Below are 17,589 nucleotides of genomic sequence, written 5' to 3'. Positions count from 1 at the left end.
CGCAAACTCCAAAAAAACAAAACAATCTCACAAAAACTAAAATTCAAACAATTCAACAACTTCATATATCAACCCAAACATCACAAACACCCACCACAAAACCGCAGAAACAAGCCAATAACACCAAACCAAAACAACAAAAATTAACAAATCCAAAATTTGCACAGACGGGGATATCCAGCTCTATCAAACAGAATGCACACCTTCCACGGCCTCATTCAGCCCCAAACCACCACAAACGTCCCTCTGATACTTCAGCGAGTCGCTCAGCCGCCCGAAACCGCTCTCACCGGGTTTGCGTTCTTTTGCGTTATTCTGCGTTGTTTAGGTGTCAGCTGCGCGATTGTGCGTTCCTATGTCAGCAAACCGAACAAAAGCCCGATCCAGCCGCCCGATCCCACAACTCCAGCTCAGTCCGGCTTATCCCCCTCACCACCAGGCCTGAGGCAGACAGCTAAAACCCGACTTATGCCCGCCTCACCAAAATCTGCCGCAAACCATCACAACCCGGTCCAGCAAAACCAGCCTCAGCGCCCCGGCACCTCCACCGTCACCGTTTCACCGCCATAACCATGAACGCTGTCCTTGGCCCGAACCACCACCCGCGACATTCCCGCTGGAATCTCAACACCACTCAACGAACGTGTAAACGGCTGCTCATTCACATGCGGATGCGCCAGCGTCCGCACGGCCAGCACTTTACCGTCTTCAGAAAGCACCTCCCACGCATCTGCATAGTGGTCCCACCCTTCATCACCATGGCGCACGGTCACATCAAACCGATAAGACCCATCGGAAAGTTCGGTCACATCCGCTTTCACCACATCGGCCTCTCCCGCCAAAACCTGTGTCGCCAGCAAACTGAGGAATAGTCCAGAAAGAACAGCACGCATAAAAGCCTCCTTTAGAGCGCATTCCGGTTGATTGGCTTCCATCAAACCCAATGAACTCGCTCCACCAAATAAATCAATGCAAAACGCGCGACTATAAAGGCACGCATCAAACTCCAAGTTTGCAGCGAGGCTAACGCACCACCACCAACCTGCAAGCCACAAAACCTCAAAATATCTTGAGCAGCCAGCCGCTCTCACTCAGTCATGTATATAGATGGGAGATTTGGGCACGGATAAGAACACAACCAGATTGGCGAACACACCAATCACCAGTCCGGGCATATCAAAAGGCGAGTTGAGCCCGCTCTGCCACAACACCGTAGCAACCACCCCGGTCACAGCACCTGCAAGAAAAGCCGTGGTCCCACGGCGCGTGCCATAGATAGCAGCCACCAGCGGCACCAGCACAATCGGTGCCCAATAATTGTAGGCGTAAATCAGAATATCCAGAATGCTCTCTATAGAGACGGCAAACACAATAGAGAGCAGCCCCACAACCAGCGTCACCAGCTTGGCGATGAACAGCAGATTCTCCTCACTCATCGCCTTGCGCTGCAATGGCCGCCAAACATCATTCACAAACGCAATACTGGCGGAGTTGAGATAAGAGTCGGCGGAAGACATCACAATCGCAATCACACCAGAAAACACCAAGCCCTTCAGCACCGGCGGCATAACGCTCACAATCACGAAAGACATGGCATTGTTAGGGTTCAAATCTGGGTCCAGCGCCAAGGCCACCAAACCAATCGCCCCGGTGATCGCGAAGAACAGAAAAGAGAACAAACCGGAATAGAGCGTCCCTCGCGCCGCGGCCTTGGCCGTCTTCCCCGCCAGCAACCGCTGCATATAAGGAGGCACAAGCGTCTCCCCAAACATGAAGACAAGAATAAGCCCAATCAGCCCCATCCAGCCAAAGTCCGGCCCGGGCAGGCTCAGATGATCCGGCGGCACCGCCGCAAACAGCGCATCAACACCGCCTATCTGATAAATGCCAAAGCCCAGAACCAGCGGCATGCCAATCGCCAGAATAACGAACTGCACCACATCGGTGTAAACCACCGCCCGCATACCGCCCAGCGTCGTATAAAGAATGACGATACCGCAGCCGATCCCGATGCCCCAGAACCGGTCCAGCCCAAAAAACACATTGAAGATAACGCCAATCGCGCCAACCTGCGCGCCCACGATGCCGCAACACAGCATCAAACCGCAAACGCCCGTGGTTATTCTGGCCAGCTTGCCATAGGCCTTGCCCATAACATCACCAACAGAGACCGCATCGGGAAACGCCTTCATCTTGGGCGCAATCAGCGTGGCAACCGCAATCTCTTTACAGCTGAAGCCCCACAACGCCACAATATTGGCAACACCATAAAGAAACACTTTTTCTGCATTGCCGGTAGAAAAGCCCCCGCCAATAAAAGAGGCAGACATGGTGGCGAAGATAACAAGAGACCCAAACTCACGCCCCGCCGTCGCATAATCCTTCAGCCCCCGCTGTATCCGGCCACCCCAAAGCCCCACCACAAGAATGCCGACCAAATAGCCAGCCACGATAATCATATCGATCATCAGCAGGGGTTCCTTTTAGACAACACAGGAGCAATCGCGCCGTATCTCTAACAGGAAGACATTACATGAGAGTGAGACAGACCATTAAAAGGCGGGGTTTGGGGGAAGTCACAAAAATTGCAGCCTATCATTTCCTCCCGGACCACAACCTAATAGACTGAAAACAGACTAACAAACAAACCCGAACTGGATGTTCTCAGCATGCGGATACTGGCAGATTCATTAAAAGAGCTAGGTCTCAGCTCAATCGCTATTCTATTTTTCATATCTCTTTTAGGCGTACTAATATTTTTGTTTTCAGGGTCTATTCGGGAACTTGTACTTTCAAAACTTTTTACGAGTAAAAGTAAGAAGATTAGCGGAGAAATAGACAAGTACGTTTCAATAATTGATGAATGCAATAGCCACTTGGAGATCGCAGAAAAAAGAAATCTAGACCCAGATTATCACCGTCATGTTAAGCAAAAACTTGATGATGCAGTCGAATGTTATCTGAAATTAGAAACTCAAAAAGATCTAATCTCTGGAGATGCCCCTGACTTCACGACACAAAGCGAAATGAACGAATATGCATACGACCTACTGTGGCAAACCCAAAAAGAACTAGCTGGTTTAATTGAGGAGTTGCTCTCTTTACCAGATTTATCTGCTCAAGAGATTGAAGCTTTTAATGCGAGCCAACGCTCTTGGGAGACATTTTCAGATCAACAAGCTGTTTTTTCTAGCTTAGTTGCCGAAGGTGGTACAATGCAGCCGTGTTTATGGGCATCTGACAAGTATGATAAGTCTTTAGAACGGATTGCAGACCTTAAACAAGAACTCAAAACTCGAAAGTCATTTTGAAGAACTCAAAGCAAAAATACTTGTTTATTTCAAAATTTGGCAACGTCTCATCTACAATCGCCCCAGAAATGTCGATTTTTAGAATGTTCAGAAGAACGGACGACCTAACTCAGTTTCTCTTTTTACTATACCTAAATTAAGTTGTTGAGCTGAGCTATCCCAAGGAAGGGTCGTCACTATCAGCTCATCTTCATCTCCCCCAACTCTCAATGCACCAAGACCTTCTTCACTGCACTCTTGCTGTGGCAATCTGGAGAAATGAATAATTAGACCATCAAAGTAAAACCTAAATATCGGTTCTACTCGTAGTTCGCTTCCCATTTTCGGATTCGGGACAATCTTGTTCATTGCAAGCGGCGAATGGTTATGTTTCACACCCAAAGTAGACAGCTGCATTAAACTAAGAGGATAAAAGGACAGAGGATTTGGATTTGCACTAGCAACCATTAATCGCAATTTCTCTAGATCTTCTATAGGTAGAGATACTTCATGAAACTCAGGTCTTTTAGTTGCAGCAGCTCGCCAAAGAATACTCAAAAAGAACAAACGTAACTTCTTCCAGTCACCGCCTTTTAGAACTCGAACAGTCACAGCCTCCCTTTCAGAAGGTGAACCGAGTAAAGAAACTTGCGCACCCCAACCGCTCCATACTAGTTTATGTTTCCGTAGCTCACTAATTGCCCAGTCATCATATGCTGCAAGTATGTCTTCTCCTTCTCTAGTTACCAGCTGAGGATCATACCAACTGCTAGCGCACCGAGCTTTTCTTCCATACTCCATTTGTAACAAGCCAGGTCCAAGACCGTCGGCTTTAGTAAGTGCCTTGGGTATAAGATGTGAGTCTACAAACTTCCCTTGGCGCCGTGTTAACTGACAGACCCCCTCTCGAACCCGGTTTAGCTTTTTCTTTCCCACAACCATCCTCTTCGTATGACTACCTGCCTCAAACCAGCAGCGATTATGGGCTACTTTCTGGCCATCAACTCAAGTTACAGGCAATACTACAGAAGTACCCTCCCATAAATTGCATACACAAGATTAAAACAATCATGAGCTGCAAATTTCAAAGCTCAGGTTTGATTGGACGGGATTTTTGAAGACATGAAAATCTTTTTCATGACACTACTGGTACTGGTCATTGCATTTGCAGCTTGTTACGCGATCCGGCAGGGCGTATTTGATGCAGAAAGAGTGCGTCTGGTTCGTATGCTAACCAACAATGATTCAAGAGCAATTCAGGTCGCAAGAGCGATCGAGGCGGGTGTTACTGAAAAGAACACCAATGCAATTCAACATGCGATTGGAAAAGAGTTTGTCGTCAAACCAGAGAGCAGAAGTGTCACCCTAGCTTGGTATCTCATTGAGTTTTTCGCCTTTACGCACCCAGAGCACGCTTACTTTGATTGGAAAGATAACAGCGAGGAAATCGCCCCGGAGTTTGACGATATGCTGACGAAACACGGCATATCTGAAAGGCCTGATATGGAGCTGCTGAGAGAGCATGAGGATGACTACTACTCAGAACATACCGCCTTTCCAGTCAATCTCGCCCATTATGCGCCCATATTTGACAAAGCCGGCCTCGCACTCGTCACACTGGATGCCAACTGGGATTCTTACTACGTCTTTGTTGTCGAGAAATCGACCGCTTACGCTTGGCGCAATGTAACCATCGAAGATCCTAACAAAGAGGATCGCCTGACCATCCAGATTGTAACCCCGCCTCAGGAAAACCTTTCCAAAGCTCAGGATCTGGATGAAGTGTTTGATATGATGATGTCCTCACCTGGCCGGATACCAGTACCCTACAGCGCATCACTCCCCTTAAAGAAGATCCTCACACTCTGATAAAAGCACCCCATCTCACGCAGCTATCGGAGCCGGCTCAACATCATACTTGTTCGGCCCCTTGGTCCCCGCAGCAAAACCGGCGTTCAGCATGCCAAAGATAGCCAATAAAACAATCAGAATACTGACAATAAGTGGGGCTTCATATTCTGGGTTTTGATTGAAAAAGCGGAGGTAGGTTGTGGGAATGAAGAAGTATGGAACATACCACCAGCCAGACTTGCCAATATCGTGCAAGCGCCTGACCAACAACGAGAGCTGGACGTAGTAGAAGGCTGCAAACAAAAGAGCCACGAGTGAAAACTTAACAGTGTCAGAACCAACTTCGAGCGGATGGACCACATACAAAAGAGTAGACAAAAGCAAACCAGTCCATGACAAACTCAACAACCAGAACTTCGCTCTGCCCAACCTGCCTTTAAACCCAAGATAAAACATCCCACCACCATATTGCTCATGTGCGTTGAAGTCGGTCTCGCAACTTTAAAGCTCCCCAACTCACCGCAGTATTCCCAAATTATTGAGGGTGCAGATAGCAAACCTGTTTTGGGTGCAACACCGATTGCAAGTGGCAAGAGGTGACCCTTCGCAACTGTCAGGAAAGCCCGCACTGAGGAACTCTCATTTGCTCGTGACAGACAAGATCTCATTGATCTCCTGAACACCATAAGCATCTACTAATTTATTTAGCTGCCTGCAGTTGTGTGACTGTCAAATACATCACATAGTATGTATGTCTAAAGCATTCATGCAGCAGGAGATGGCGCGTTGAGTGAGGCAATTCAGGCGGCACCCATCGCCGGTCTTCCAAGAAACTCATTTTCACTGGATTCCATTCGGCGAAAAGACAGATTTGCCTTCTGGCGAGAGAGTTTAGCCTGTCTTTGTGAAGCTGAAATACATCGCGGTGAGGATCAGCTCGATTTCTTCGGCGAGATCAAATCTGTGCTGTTCGATTCCCTCATGCTCTCTCAGGTGACAGCGCAGGCCCATATCGCCAACCGCACCAATGCGGCGATGGCGCGAGATGGCGTCGATCATTATTTGCTGATGGTTCATGATGAGGGGGACGCCGAATTCTATGCAGGGCATAAAAGCGTCAGCCTCAACAAGGGCGACTGCATTTTTCTGGATTTCTCGCAGGAAGGTGGCTCATTCTCCGGCAGTTACAGCAATCGCTCCATTCTGATTGCCCGCGAACAACTTGCCCCTCTGTTGCAAGGCCCGGACGACAGCAATCTGAAAACCCTCCCGGCGGCCCATCCACTCAATGTGATTTTGCGCGAGCATCTCTCGTCAATCAGTGCGCAAACCAGCAAACTCACCATGCAGCAGGCCCAGCAACTCGTGCCCGCCACCATGGGATTGATCGCAGCGTGCCTGAATGGAATGCCCCATGAAAGCGAGGCAGGACAGGAAGGCGTCAATCTGGCCTTGATGACCCGCGCCCGGCGCATTGTTGAGGCAAACCTGACCAACCCAAACCTATCGCCCGACTATCTGGGCGGCGCCATCAATGTATCGCGCAGCAAACTCTACGAGTTGTTCCTGGCCTTCGGTGGCGTCAGCAAGTACATCCGCGACAGACGCATGAAAGCCGTCTTGCGCGCACTGCTCGACCCACGCAACGCTTACCGGGCGACCTATCAGGTGGCGCTGGATTTCGGCTTCCTGAATGAAAGCAGCTTCAGCCGCATGTTCAAACAACACTTCGGCTACTCCCCCCGCGAAGTGCGCACAAAATCCTTTGAGGTCACCGCTGCCGTTCAGGGAGATCTCCAACGAGGCCGAAAATACGAAGACTGGATCCTGAACCTCAGCTAGAACGGCAGAAACACCGGAATGAGCAGCGTCGCAATCGCCAGCGCCATGATCTGCAGTGGCACGCCAATCACCACGTAATCCTTGAACCGGTAGTTCCCCGGCCCCATCACCAGCGTGTTGATGGGCGATGCCACAGGCGTACAAAACGCCGTCGAAGCCGCAATCGCAACGCTCATGAGGAATGGCTCAGGCTGCACCCCCATAATGGACGCCACCTCAAACGCAACAGGCGCAATCAACACCGCCGTCGCCGTGTTCGACGTAAACTGGCTGAAGACAGAGGTGAGCAAAAACAGCGACATCAGCATCACATAAGGCGAGCTATTGCCATAAAGCGCAACAATCTGGTCCACAATCAGCAGCAACCCGCCCGTTTTCTCAAGAGCAGTCGCCATGGGGATCATCCCCGCAATCAAGATCAGACTGGGCCAGTTGATAGAAGTGTAAGCCCGATTAACCGAAACACACCCCACGCACACCATAGCCGTCGCCGCCAAAACAACCGCCGTCACACTGGGCACCACGCGGAAGATGATAAGCGCCAGCATAACCGCCAGAATACCAAGCGCGACTGGCGCCAGTTTGCGCCGGGGCAGATAGTTCTTGATCTCTTCCGGAAACGCCAGCAACAGAAAACTCTCCCGCGCTGCCTGCAGCTTGCTGATGTTCTCCCAGTCGCCCACCACCAGCAACTGGTCCCCAAACTTCAGCTCAATATTCCCAAAGTTGCCATGCAGCGCCTCGCCTTTACGGATAAGGCCAACAACGCTCAGGCTGTGATTGGTCCGAAACCCGGCCCCGCTGATCTTTCTGCCAATCAGCTTAGAATCCGGTGCCACAATCAGATCCGCCATGCCAAGTTCGCGAGCAGAAAGGTGATGCCCCTCCTCACCCATCGGCAACTGTTCCAAACCGATGCAGGCAAACACATCTTCACTGATGGGCTCCTGCATCACCCCAAACACAATATCACCAGCCTTGAAGGCCCGGTTTGTCTGAGTGGAGGTCACCTTCAGCCGCTTTGTCGTGGTGGAGGTATACTCCAACCCAAACAATGTCAGCCCGACCCTGCGTCGCAGTTTGGCGCTCACAACAGTTTGGCCAACCAGCTCGGAATCTTCACTCACCCGCAGACGAACAATCTTATCTTCAATATCGTAGGCTTCCAGAAAACCCTGCAGTGTGCGGCGCCCCTGTTCGGTCGCCCCTTTTGGCCGCTGATGACCGCGCAAAAACAAGCGCCCATACACCAGCATGTAAACCACTGCGACAATCAGAATAACCAGTCCAATCGGCGTGAAGATGAAGAAGTTGAACGGCTCCATGCCCGCGTTTTGCAACTGCGCATTGGCAATCAGGTTGGGCGGTGTCCCGATCAGGGTCAGCATCCCGCCAATCAGCGCGCCATAAGCAAGTGGCATAAGCAAGCGGGATGGAGAAAGGTTGGATCGGCTCGCAAGACGAATGGCAACGGGAATAAAGATCGCCCCTGCCCCCGTGACGCTCATGACAGAAGCCAGCGCCGCAACCGTCAGCATCAACAGCACAATCAGCTTCCACTCCTGATCGCCCGCAATCTGAACAATCTTGTCGCCGACTGCATAAGAAATCCCGGTCTGGGCCAGTGCCTCACCAACAATGAACAGTCCGGCAATCAGAATAACAACCGTAGACCCGAACCCCGCGAGCATTTCAGAAGGCGTCAGAATACCAGAGAGGCCAAGCGCCAACATCACCATAATCGCAACAAGGTCCAACCTCAGCTTGTCAGAGACAAACAGGATAACGGCTGCAAGCAACACGAAGAAGGTGAAGAGCATTTCCCAAGACATCGTCTTAGCGTCCTTCGCAAAGTAGATCAGTGTAGTCTGGTGTCAGTGATCGTGCGGTGTATACGAGGCATACGCGACAAATCCTAATAAGACAGGAAGCCTTACAAATCCTCGCTTAGTTTATCGTGAGTTATAAGTAAACGTTTTGCTGCCAAACCGCGTATTTGTGACTGTGGATATATTATAGGGCATTACACCTATACTTTATTCAATTTCGCAAAAGAGGCCTTAAAGGCAGAATTCAGCCGTTAAATGCTGTTGGCACTCCTCAGCCCCTCTCTCCATTTTGGCAGAATACATGGTTTCACAGTGCTGCGGGATGCCTTAGTGTTATAGCAATACGGCGCATTGCACCTCACGCCTGACTTCCACAATTGGGGATGTCATCTTCATGCTGCAATCATTCGCTCCGGAGTTCTGGCTGGTGGATGGACCAGTCATCACCGCCGCCCTCGGCTTTCATTATTCAACCCGTATGGCAGTCATCCGCCTGCAAGATGGCGGGCTCTTTATCTGGTCCCCCATAGCCTTGTCAGAAGAACTGAAAAACCAACTAGATATTCTCGGCCCCGTTCGCCACACCATCGCACCAAATCATCTGCACGACAGCTTCCTCACGGACTGGGCCACGGCTTATCCTGAGGCCCAACTCCATGCAGCGCCTGGTCTGGCCGAAAAGAGGCCTGATCTGTCTTTCACCTCAACCTTAAGCAACAAAGCCCCGGCAGATTGGCAAGATGAGATTTGCCAGTCCGTAATAGCAGGCAACTCCATCACAACAGAGGTTGTGTTCTTTCACAAAGCCAGCAGAACAACGCTGTTCACTGACCTATTGCAAAAATTTCCAAAGGGGTGGTTCATAGGATGGCGTGCCCTCATTGCGCGGCTCGACTTGATGACAGAACCGACACCAAGTGTTCCACGCAAATTCCGCGTCGCCTTCCGCGATAAGGCAGCAGCTCGCAAGGCACTCAGAAAAGTTCTCGGCTGGCCGACAAAAGCTGTCGTGATCGCACACGGTGATCCGGTAACCAATGACGGTGCAGCTTACCTTGACCACGCCTTCCGGTGGTTGAAGGTCAACTCACGCTAGCATTTCCACACACTGGAAAAAGCAAAGCGGCGGAGAAACCAAGTTCCCCACCGCCAAAAATTCCAAATCTCAAAAGAGCCTTCACCCCTATTAGAAAGGCCGGAAGAAAGCACCGAGCAAGGCTGCGATAAGAACAAGCTCAACAACAAGCGGAGGGATAACGTCTTTGACAAAACCATCTGCCAGCAAGCCAACCACACGGCCCAGCGCAACAACACCCAGCAAAATGGCAACGGCCACATAAGCTTGAGGCTGCACCGTCACAAACCCAATAATCAAAAGCGCAACACTTGATAAAAACAGTCCACCAATCACAGAGCGAATGGTGCTCAGGCCCGCAACGCCAACAGGCTCAAGCGCAAAATTCTTTGTCATACGAGACGGGGCAAACATTGAGACGGTGCCCAGGCCGAGAAGCATAAGCGTAGGGGCGCCAACCATAATTTGATAGATAAGTTCCATTGGTTCTCTCCAGATTAAATGAGTTGGGATTTAGACAAGTTGGTGGACAGCCTGATTGGCGTTGTCCTGAAAACTGTGATTGCTGAAAGCAGAATAAAGAGTGGCCTGATCAGTCAGCTTACCGACAGCACCTTCACCAGCACTGGCGTAAAAAACACCGCTCTTGAACTTCGGGTCTAAAATGCAGTCCACATAGCGCTTTGCACCATCTTCAACGCCATGCATCATGCCCAGCAGAGGCATCAGAACTCCGCCCACATGCTTGAAGAAGATCCTCTTAAGGAAGGGCATATCATCAAACCCGTTGGTGCCAGTGGTGCCGCCCGGGCTCATGGTTACAAAACGAATGTGCGGGTGCTGACGAGCCATGGAAGACATCCAAAGAGCGCCAATAAGCTTCACGCTCGCATAGGCATCCATTGGATCACTCTTTTCGGTAAATGTGCGCCCATCCGCTATGGCTCGAAACTCATCTACCGAAGCTTCTTTCAGCACTGGGCGGGCAACACCCATCTTGGGTATGCCGCGCGCAGCTTCAGAGCCCGCATAAAGCACGGTGGAAGTGATCAGCTGACGCTCCAGCATCTCATCCACCAACACCACATGACCCAACAGGTTCACGGCATAAATGTTGGTGACACCGTGTGCAGTCATGCCATTGGGCGACCGGCCACCCACGCCGCCTGCATTGAGGATGAGAGCATCCACCGGCGTAGTCATCTGACTGATGGCCTGACGAACGGAATCAGGATCCATCACGTCCATCAGGATAATTTCGAAAATTTCGCGCTTGGCTTCAACTTCAAGAGCAGCTTTTGCTGCTCGAGCTTTGGCCTCATTGCGACAAGCGAGGTAAATTTTCTCAATACTGCTGGTCTTTGCAAGTTGACGCGCCGCCTCACGGCCTAGCCCTGCATTCGCACCGGTAATTAAAACAGATCTGATCGGAGACATTGCTGCGTTTCCTGTTGAAGTATGTTCGATGAAGGAAACGTACGCTGGTTGAATTTTGAAGTGTAGACGGGTAAAAATGGACGCTATGTTCCAAATTTGAACCGTCGGATATAGGCCTGACCATGCAAGAAAACTACGCTCTGAACTGGGATGACCTGAAGTACTTTCTGGCAGTGGCCCGCAGCGGAACACTGAGAGGCGGTGCAAACCTGATCCGCGTCAACCACACAACCCTTGCCCGAAGACTGGAAGTTCTGGAAGAACGGGTCGGCAGCCGTCTGTTTGACCGCTCCAAGGCGGGACTTGTTTTGACAGAACTAGGCGAAGCGCTCCTTCCCTACGCAGAGCGAGTGGAAGACGAGATGACAGCGGCCTCGCGCATCATTGTTGGACGAGATGCAGAGCCGCAAGGCACCATATACGTAACCATGCCCCACGGTCTGGCCATGACGTCAATCATGGATGATCTGGTCTTGTTTGCTGATAAGTATCCGGAAATCGAACTGAACCTGAACTTCACAAACAATGTCGCAGATCTGACCAGACGAGAAGCAGACGTTGGCTTTCGCATCACCGATGAAGTGACACAAGACGTTGTGGGCCGAAAGCTTGTGCAGATGTCACAAGCAGCGTATTGCACGCGGGAATACGCTGAAAAGATCAAAGATAACAGCGGCGAAGGCCTGAGTTTCATCGGGTGGCACGAGGCGGAAGGTGAGACAACCGCTCCGTGGATTGAAAGTGGCTGCTACCCAAAAGCGCTCTTAAAGCACAGGGTTTCAGAACTGGTGCCGCTTATTTCTCTGGCCGCCGCAGGTTTGGGCATGGCCTATATTGCCTGCAATTTGGGCGACAGGCATCCCTTGCTCATGCGTGCACCCTTCCAAAAGCCCATGCCATACCGCAGCATCTGGCTCCTCCTCCACCGCGACCTCCGCAACACCGCCCGCGTCCGCCTCTTCGTTGACTTCATAGCCCAACGCATCACCGCCCGCCGCAACGAATTCTGGGTCGCTGGGACGAAATCTGACAGTTAGGATTCGGAAAGGTAGGAGTGGCTCGCCAAAACAAGAAACTCACCCTTACCTTTCAGCCGCAATCACTCTCAATATGTCCCCTTCTCCGGAAAGTGCTTCGCACCGTCGGCAGCCAGTTGGAAGCCAGTCATGTAGGGGTCACGATCGTCAAGGAAGAGGGTATTGTAGCCGGTTTTGCGAGCCCAGCCTTCGATGGTTGGGATGATGCCGTCATGCCCGCCCACTTTCGCTGCTTCCTTCACACCGCCAACAAACACAGAGCCGATGATGGACTCATGGCGCATGATGTCGCCCACCTTCAACTCGCCTTTGGCGTAAAGGTGTGCTAGCCGAGCGGAGGTGCCGGTGCCACATGGGCTGCGGTCCAGTGCCTTATCGCCATAAAACACTGCATTGCGCCGATCAGCAGCATCCGAGGTCGGTTTGCCGGTCCATTGAATGTGACTGATACCGTGGATGCGTTCATCTTCGGCATGAGTCACGGAGTACTTCTCATTCAAAGCAGCCCGCAACCGCGGACTCCAGTCGAGCAACTGTGAGACACCCACATTTTCAAGGCCCGGGAAGTTCTCCTGTTCCTCAACAATGGCGTAGAAGTTGCCACCATACGCCACGTCAACGCTAATCTCACCCACTCCAGGCAAATCAACGCTCAAGCCAGTCTCCGCCAAATAACTTGGCACGTTGGTCAGGCGAACACTCTCAACATATCCATCTTTTTCAAAATACTCAGCCACCACAAGACCAGCTGGTGTATCCAGATACACTTTGCCCGGCTCGCGAGGTTCAATAAGTCCTTCCTCCAACGCCATGGTAATGGTGCCTATGGTGCCATGCCCGCACATGGGCAGACAGCCAGATGTCTCGATAAACAATACCGCCACATCGCAGTCAGGCCGAGTTGGAGGAAAAAGCATGGAACCGGACATCATGTCGTGTCCACGCGGCTCAAACATCAATCCGGTTCTGATCCAGTCATAGCGCTTGAGAAAATCCGCCCGCCGCTCCAGCATATCATTGCCGCGTAAAGCTGGCGTGCCGCCCGCAACCAGTCGCACGGGGTTACCGCAGGTATGCCCGTCAACACAGAAAAAACTCTTGGAGACCAAGCTCCCCTCCCCTTATTCCATGGCATCAATACAAAATGCCGGCGGTCAACCGATGGAGCCCTCTTTCTCCCCCGGCAGCACCGCACTTAAAATCGTTGAGCACTGTAAAGTGTGCAATCTATTTTTGGTGTCTCACCGCAAATCAGGTCACTGACCAGCTCAGCCGTAATGGCTGCTTGTGTGAGCCCATGATGACCATGCCCAAACGCATAAGTCACGCGGTCGCTTTGTTTCGAATGTCCGATCACTGGCAGCGTATCCGGCATAGAAGGCCGATGCCCCATCCAGCGAATGCCATTTTCACGGTTCAAGCCGGGTAACAAACGAGATGCCTTCTCTGCCATCGCGTCAGCCCGCTTCCAGTTGGCTTCCATCTCCAAGCCGCCAAACTCAACCGCACCGCCAATCCGCAATCCGTGAGAAAGCTGCGTCACCGCAAAGCCAAGTCCTGGCACCATAACAGCGTGCTTCAAAGCAACATTCGGCTCAGAAAACGTGGTGTTGTATCCACGCTCCGTCTCCAGCGGCACCTTGTCTCCCAACTGAGCTGCCAACGTCTTGGACCATGCGCCACAGGCAATCACCACATGATCACTCAGGATTTGCTCCTCACCTTCGCGATGCAGAACAATGTGATCGCCCTGCGGCTGAACATGGGAAACCGAGGACTTGAGGATCTTGCCACCGTTGCGCTCAAACTCTTGCGCAAGGCTCAGGCACAAGGCATGCGGATCATCCACCGTCATCCACCCTGGAACAAGCGCCCCCCCAACAACATGCTCAGAAAAATCAGGCTCCAACTCGCGGATCTCATCTCCAGTGAGTTCCTGAACCTCAATGCCGTGATCCCGTTGCTTCTGCCACTCGCTGCGAACACCCTCAATCTGGCTCTGCTCGGTGTAAACCTCTAGGCAGCCTTTCATGAACACATGATGCCGTGTACCAGAAGCCTGCCACAGCCGCTCCCATGCAGGAAGAGAGGCTTTATTGATCGCAGCTTTGCCGAGAACGCTGTTTTTCAGTTTATCGGGAAGCGATGCCCGCGAGAACCGCAGCATCCATGGCAGGATCTTGAGTGCATAAGCAGGGCGCACAGAAAGTGGCCCCAGCGGGTCTAGCAACCAGCCGGGTATTTTCCGCCAAATGCCCTTGGATGCCAAAGGCGCAACATCGGTCCATGCAATGCCAGCCGCGTTGCCACGGCTGGCCATTTCACCCGGACCATTGCGGTCAATCAGAGCAACCTTATGGCCTCCTTGCTGAAGGCGCAGGGCTGTTGCCAATCCAACAACCCCGGCTCCGATTACATGGATGTGTCGCATAGCTCTTTAAGCTCCGGCAGTTCCGGGCGGCATGCAATAGCATCTTCCACCACCTTGATGACGCGTGCACGCTCAGCACCGGACAATGCCAGACGCGGCGCACGGACACGGTCATTAGAACCGATCGCAACCATCTCTGCCAACTTGATATTTTGGACTAGATTGGTGGAGACATCCAAGTCCAGCAACGGGCGGAACCAACGGTAGATCTCAAGCGCTTCCTGATAACGCCCAGCTTTTGCTAGCTTGTAGATCGCAACAGTTTCACGCGGGAAGGCAACAACAAGACCAGCAACCCAACCATCAACACCCATCATCAGGCTCTCAAGCGCAAGGTTATCAACACCTGTCAGCACCTTGAAACGATCGCCAAAGCGGTTGATCACTTCTGTTGCACGGCGAATGTCATCGGTGGACTCTTTCATCGCAACAATAAGCGGCTCGTCTGCCAGCTCAGCGAACATGTCCAACGTCACATCAACACCGTAAGCAACCGGGTTGTTGTAAACCATCACCGGAACGCCACCAGCTTTAGCAACTGCCTTGATGTGAGCCACAGTCTCATGCGGAGCAGAGCGGTAGGGCACGCCCGGCAGAACCATCAGACCATTTGCACCAGCAGCTGCAGCATCCGCTGCCGCTTTCTTCGCGCGGCGCGTAGAGCTCTCGCACACAGTCATGATGACGTGCTTGGACCCACAAACCTTTTTGGCAAGCTTGAGAATTTCGATTTTCTCTTCTGGCTCCAGCGCCATCGCTTCGCCAAGAGAACCACAAACAATAATGCCATCGCAGCCGGCGTCCATCTGCAGCTGGAAGCAACGCTCCATCTCTACAAAATCAAGCTCATCGTTCTCTGTAAACTTTGTTGTGACAGCCGGGTAAACACCAGTCCACATTTTGATTATCCTCACCTGTGATATATTACAGGCAATATGACCCCCAAACCCTCAAAGGTCAATACTGTGATATATCTGAAAACAAATTAATCCAGAGTCACAGTGGAAAAGCAATAAATTCAGCAAGTTAATAACGCTGCGGAAAGTGTGTAACCGGCAATCCGACACCTCCCGCAGCTCAATTTCACGAAGTTCAGGAGGCCTGAGAACGGGTCCGAGAAACAGCATCATGCCAACCAGAGAGTCGCTTCTCACGTTCAGCCGCATCCATGTTCGGCTCAAAACGACGGTCCAGATGCCAGCGCTTGGAGAATTCCTCCATGCTCGGCCAAACACCCGCCTTCATACCCGCAAGCCACGCAACACCAAGCGCGGTGGTTTCCTGAACAACCGGGCGATCCACCGGACGGCCAAGAATGTCCGCAAGAAACTGCATGGTCCAGTCAGAGGCAACCATGCCGCCATCAACGCGCAGCACGGTATCACCATTCAGCGGAGAGCCCATGTCAGAAGACTTGGAGTTGATCAGATCAACAGTCTGGTAGCCAACACTTTCCAGTGCCGCCCGTGCAATCTCGTCCTGACCGGTGGAACGGGTCATGCCGAAAATCGCCGCACGTGCCTCTGGGTCCCAGTATGGCGCACCCAGACCAACAAACGCCGGAACCAGATAGACATGGCTTTCCGGATCAGCATTCTCAGCCATCAACTGCGTCTGCGCAGCGGTCTCGATGATCTTCAGCCCATCACGCAGCCACTGCACAGCAGCCCCAGCAATAAAGATGGAACCTTCCAGCGCATAAGTCGTTTTGCCGTTGATGCGATACGCGATTGTGGAGAGCAACCGGTTCTTGGAATAAACCAGCTCTTCACCGGTGTTCAGCAATGCAAAGCAACCAGTGCCATAGGTGGACTTCACCATGCCCTGCTTAAAGCATGCCTGCCCAACCGTTGCCGCTTGCTGGTCGCCAGCCACGCCATAAATCGGCAACTCGGCACCAAACAGATCAGCTGTGATTGTGCCGAAGTCATCCGCACAATCTTTCACGTCCGGCAGCAGGCTCTTCGGGATGTTCAGCAGAGCCAGCAGCTCGGCATCCCAACGGTTTTCGCCGATGTTATAGAGAAGAGTACGTGAAGCGTTGGTCGCATCAGTCACATGGGACTTGCCACCAGTCAAACGCCAGATCAGCCAGGTATCAACGGTACCAAACGCCAGTTCCCCAGCTTCTGCCCGTGCACGCACGCCCTCAACATTGTCCAGAATCCAGGCAACCTTGGTGCCGGAGAAATAAGGATCAAGCAGCAGACCAGTCTTGCTGGTAAACAGCTCTTCATGACCCGCCGCTTTCAAAGTGCTGCAGAAGGCAGAAGTTCGCCGGTCCTGCCAGACAATCGCGTTATAAACCGGCTCACCAGTTACGCGATCCCAGATCAGCGTTGTCTCACGCTGGTTGGTAATGCCCACGCCGATAATCTGCCCAGCAGCAAGGTCAGCACCGGACAAAGCCTCACGGCATGTTTCAACAGTCGTAGTCCAGAGGTCCTCAGGATCGTGCTCTACCCAGCCTTCATGCGGAAAATGCTGCGGAAACTCGCGTTGCCCGACACCCACACTTTCAAAACTGTCATTGAAAACGATCGCACGTGTTGACGTCGTCCCCTGATCAATGGAGAGCACCCACCCTGTCATTTATTCCTCCCGGAAGAGGGGTCCCCTCTTCGAAAATCCAATTTGGCGCCAGTTTGTTTTCTAAGGCGCTGAAACAATCCGATGATGAACGTAGAATGTCACGTGCCAAAATACAAAGGTATTGGCCAGCCTTTGTGTATACCATCCCATACAAGGCGCCATGACATAAAACAGGCTCTGCCTTTCACTAGGAAAAACAGAGCCT

At 51.9% G+C, this 17,589-nt stretch carries 16 protein-coding genes; 5 read left to right on the top strand and 11 right to left on the bottom strand.

Going from position 1 to position 17,589, the window contains the following annotated elements; genetic code table 11:
• Positions 1-527: 527 nt before the first annotated feature.
• Positions 528-893, bottom strand: coding sequence for a hypothetical protein (locus BM231_RS13890; RefSeq protein ID WP_093520284.1), 366 nt, complete (start codon positions 891-893; stop codon positions 528-530).
• Positions 894-1,091: 198 nt separating this feature from the next.
• Positions 1,092-2,468, bottom strand: a complete 1,377-nt coding sequence (locus tag BM231_RS13885) for a sodium:solute symporter family protein (protein ID WP_093520222.1) — start codon at positions 2,466-2,468, stop codon at positions 1,092-1,094.
• A gap of 201 nt (positions 2,469-2,669) precedes the next feature.
• On the opposite strand from BM231_RS13885, the gene BM231_RS13880 reads away from it, so the two are divergent.
• Entirely contained in the window at positions 2,670-3,311 is a 642-nt protein-coding gene (locus tag BM231_RS13880; protein ID WP_093520220.1) for a lysozyme inhibitor LprI family protein, read from the top strand.
• An 87-nt stretch (positions 3,312-3,398) separates the two neighbouring features.
• Here the strand turns inward: BM231_RS13880 and BM231_RS13875 are convergent, their stop codons facing one another.
• Complete coding sequence (locus tag BM231_RS13875; protein WP_139226355.1) at positions 3,399-4,226, bottom strand: hypothetical protein; 828 nt, start codon at positions 4,224-4,226, stop codon at positions 3,399-3,401.
• Positions 4,227-4,412: 186 nt separating this feature from the next.
• Between BM231_RS13875 and BM231_RS13870 the strand changes: the two genes are divergently transcribed.
• Complete coding sequence (locus BM231_RS13870) at positions 4,413-5,159, top strand: DUF6630 family protein (RefSeq protein ID WP_093520281.1); 747 nt, start codon at positions 4,413-4,415, stop codon at positions 5,157-5,159.
• A gap of 15 nt (positions 5,160-5,174) precedes the next feature.
• On the opposite strand, the gene BM231_RS13865 is transcribed toward BM231_RS13870, so the two are convergent.
• Entirely contained in the window at positions 5,175-5,597 is a 423-nt protein-coding gene (locus BM231_RS13865; RefSeq protein ID WP_093520216.1) for a DUF805 domain-containing protein, read from the bottom strand.
• Between the two features lie 330 nt (positions 5,598-5,927).
• Here BM231_RS13865 and BM231_RS13860 point away from each other — a divergent pair, with 330 nt between their 5' ends.
• Positions 5,928-6,983, top strand: coding sequence for a helix-turn-helix domain-containing protein (locus tag BM231_RS13860; protein WP_093520214.1), 1,056 nt, complete (start codon positions 5,928-5,930; stop codon positions 6,981-6,983).
• Here BM231_RS13860 and BM231_RS13855 read toward each other — a convergent pair.
• Positions 6,980-8,815, bottom strand: coding sequence for an SLC13 family permease (locus tag BM231_RS13855; protein WP_093520212.1), 1,836 nt, complete (start codon positions 8,813-8,815; stop codon positions 6,980-6,982). The two genes, BM231_RS13860 and BM231_RS13855, sit on opposite strands and share 4 nt — an antisense overlap.
• Positions 8,816-9,206: 391 nt before the next feature.
• On the opposite strand from BM231_RS13855, the gene BM231_RS13850 reads away from it, so the two are divergent.
• Positions 9,207-9,908, top strand: a complete 702-nt coding sequence (locus tag BM231_RS13850; protein ID WP_167550302.1) for a DUF4336 domain-containing protein — start codon at positions 9,207-9,209, stop codon at positions 9,906-9,908.
• Positions 9,909-9,998: 90 nt separating this feature from the next.
• Here the strand turns inward: BM231_RS13850 and BM231_RS13845 are convergent, their stop codons facing one another.
• Together BM231_RS13845 and BM231_RS13840 are read right to left on the bottom strand one after the other, a co-directional pair.
• Positions 9,999-10,370 (bottom strand): DUF4345 family protein, encoded by a 372-nt coding sequence (locus BM231_RS13845; protein ID WP_063312725.1) that lies wholly within the window; start codon positions 10,368-10,370, stop codon positions 9,999-10,001.
• Positions 10,371-10,400: 30 nt separating this feature from the next.
• Positions 10,401-11,324, bottom strand: a complete 924-nt coding sequence (locus tag BM231_RS13840) for an SDR family NAD(P)-dependent oxidoreductase (protein ID WP_093520207.1) — start codon at positions 11,322-11,324, stop codon at positions 10,401-10,403.
• Between the two features lie 122 nt (positions 11,325-11,446).
• Between BM231_RS13840 and BM231_RS13835 the strand changes: the two genes are divergently transcribed.
• On the top strand, positions 11,447-12,361 hold the full coding sequence (locus BM231_RS13835; RefSeq protein ID WP_208860354.1) for a LysR family transcriptional regulator: 915 nt from the start codon (positions 11,447-11,449) through the stop codon (positions 12,359-12,361).
• Between the two features lie 68 nt (positions 12,362-12,429).
• On the opposite strand, the gene BM231_RS13830 is transcribed toward BM231_RS13835, so the two are convergent.
• The 4 genes from BM231_RS13830 to glpK all read right to left on the bottom strand — a co-directional run bounded on the left by BM231_RS13830 (position 12,430) and on the right by glpK (position 17,384).
• Entirely contained in the window at positions 12,430-13,470 is a 1,041-nt protein-coding gene (locus BM231_RS13830) for a 4-hydroxyproline epimerase (RefSeq protein WP_093520203.1), read from the bottom strand.
• An 86-nt stretch (positions 13,471-13,556) separates the two neighbouring features.
• On the bottom strand, positions 13,557-14,792 hold the full coding sequence (locus BM231_RS13825) for an NAD(P)/FAD-dependent oxidoreductase (RefSeq protein WP_093520201.1): 1,236 nt from the start codon (positions 14,790-14,792) through the stop codon (positions 13,557-13,559).
• Positions 14,774-15,691, bottom strand: a complete 918-nt coding sequence (locus tag BM231_RS13820) for a dihydrodipicolinate synthase family protein (RefSeq protein ID WP_093520199.1) — start codon at positions 15,689-15,691, stop codon at positions 14,774-14,776. The genes BM231_RS13825 and BM231_RS13820 overlap by 19 nt, the downstream gene beginning before the upstream one ends.
• Before the next feature lie 193 nt (positions 15,692-15,884).
• A complete protein-coding gene (gene glpK, locus BM231_RS13815; RefSeq protein ID WP_093520197.1) occupies positions 15,885-17,384 on the bottom strand; it encodes a glycerol kinase GlpK in 1,500 nt (499 codons plus the stop codon).
• Positions 17,385-17,589: the final 205 nt, after the last annotated feature.

The sequence above is a fragment of the Pseudovibrio ascidiaceicola genome, assembly GCF_900114245.1.
GTDB classification, from domain to species: Bacteria; Pseudomonadota; Alphaproteobacteria; order Rhizobiales; family Stappiaceae; genus Pseudovibrio; species Pseudovibrio ascidiaceicola.
The sequence above is the reverse complement of the archived record's forward strand: the minus strand, read 5'-3'. Positions and strand labels throughout refer to the sequence as shown.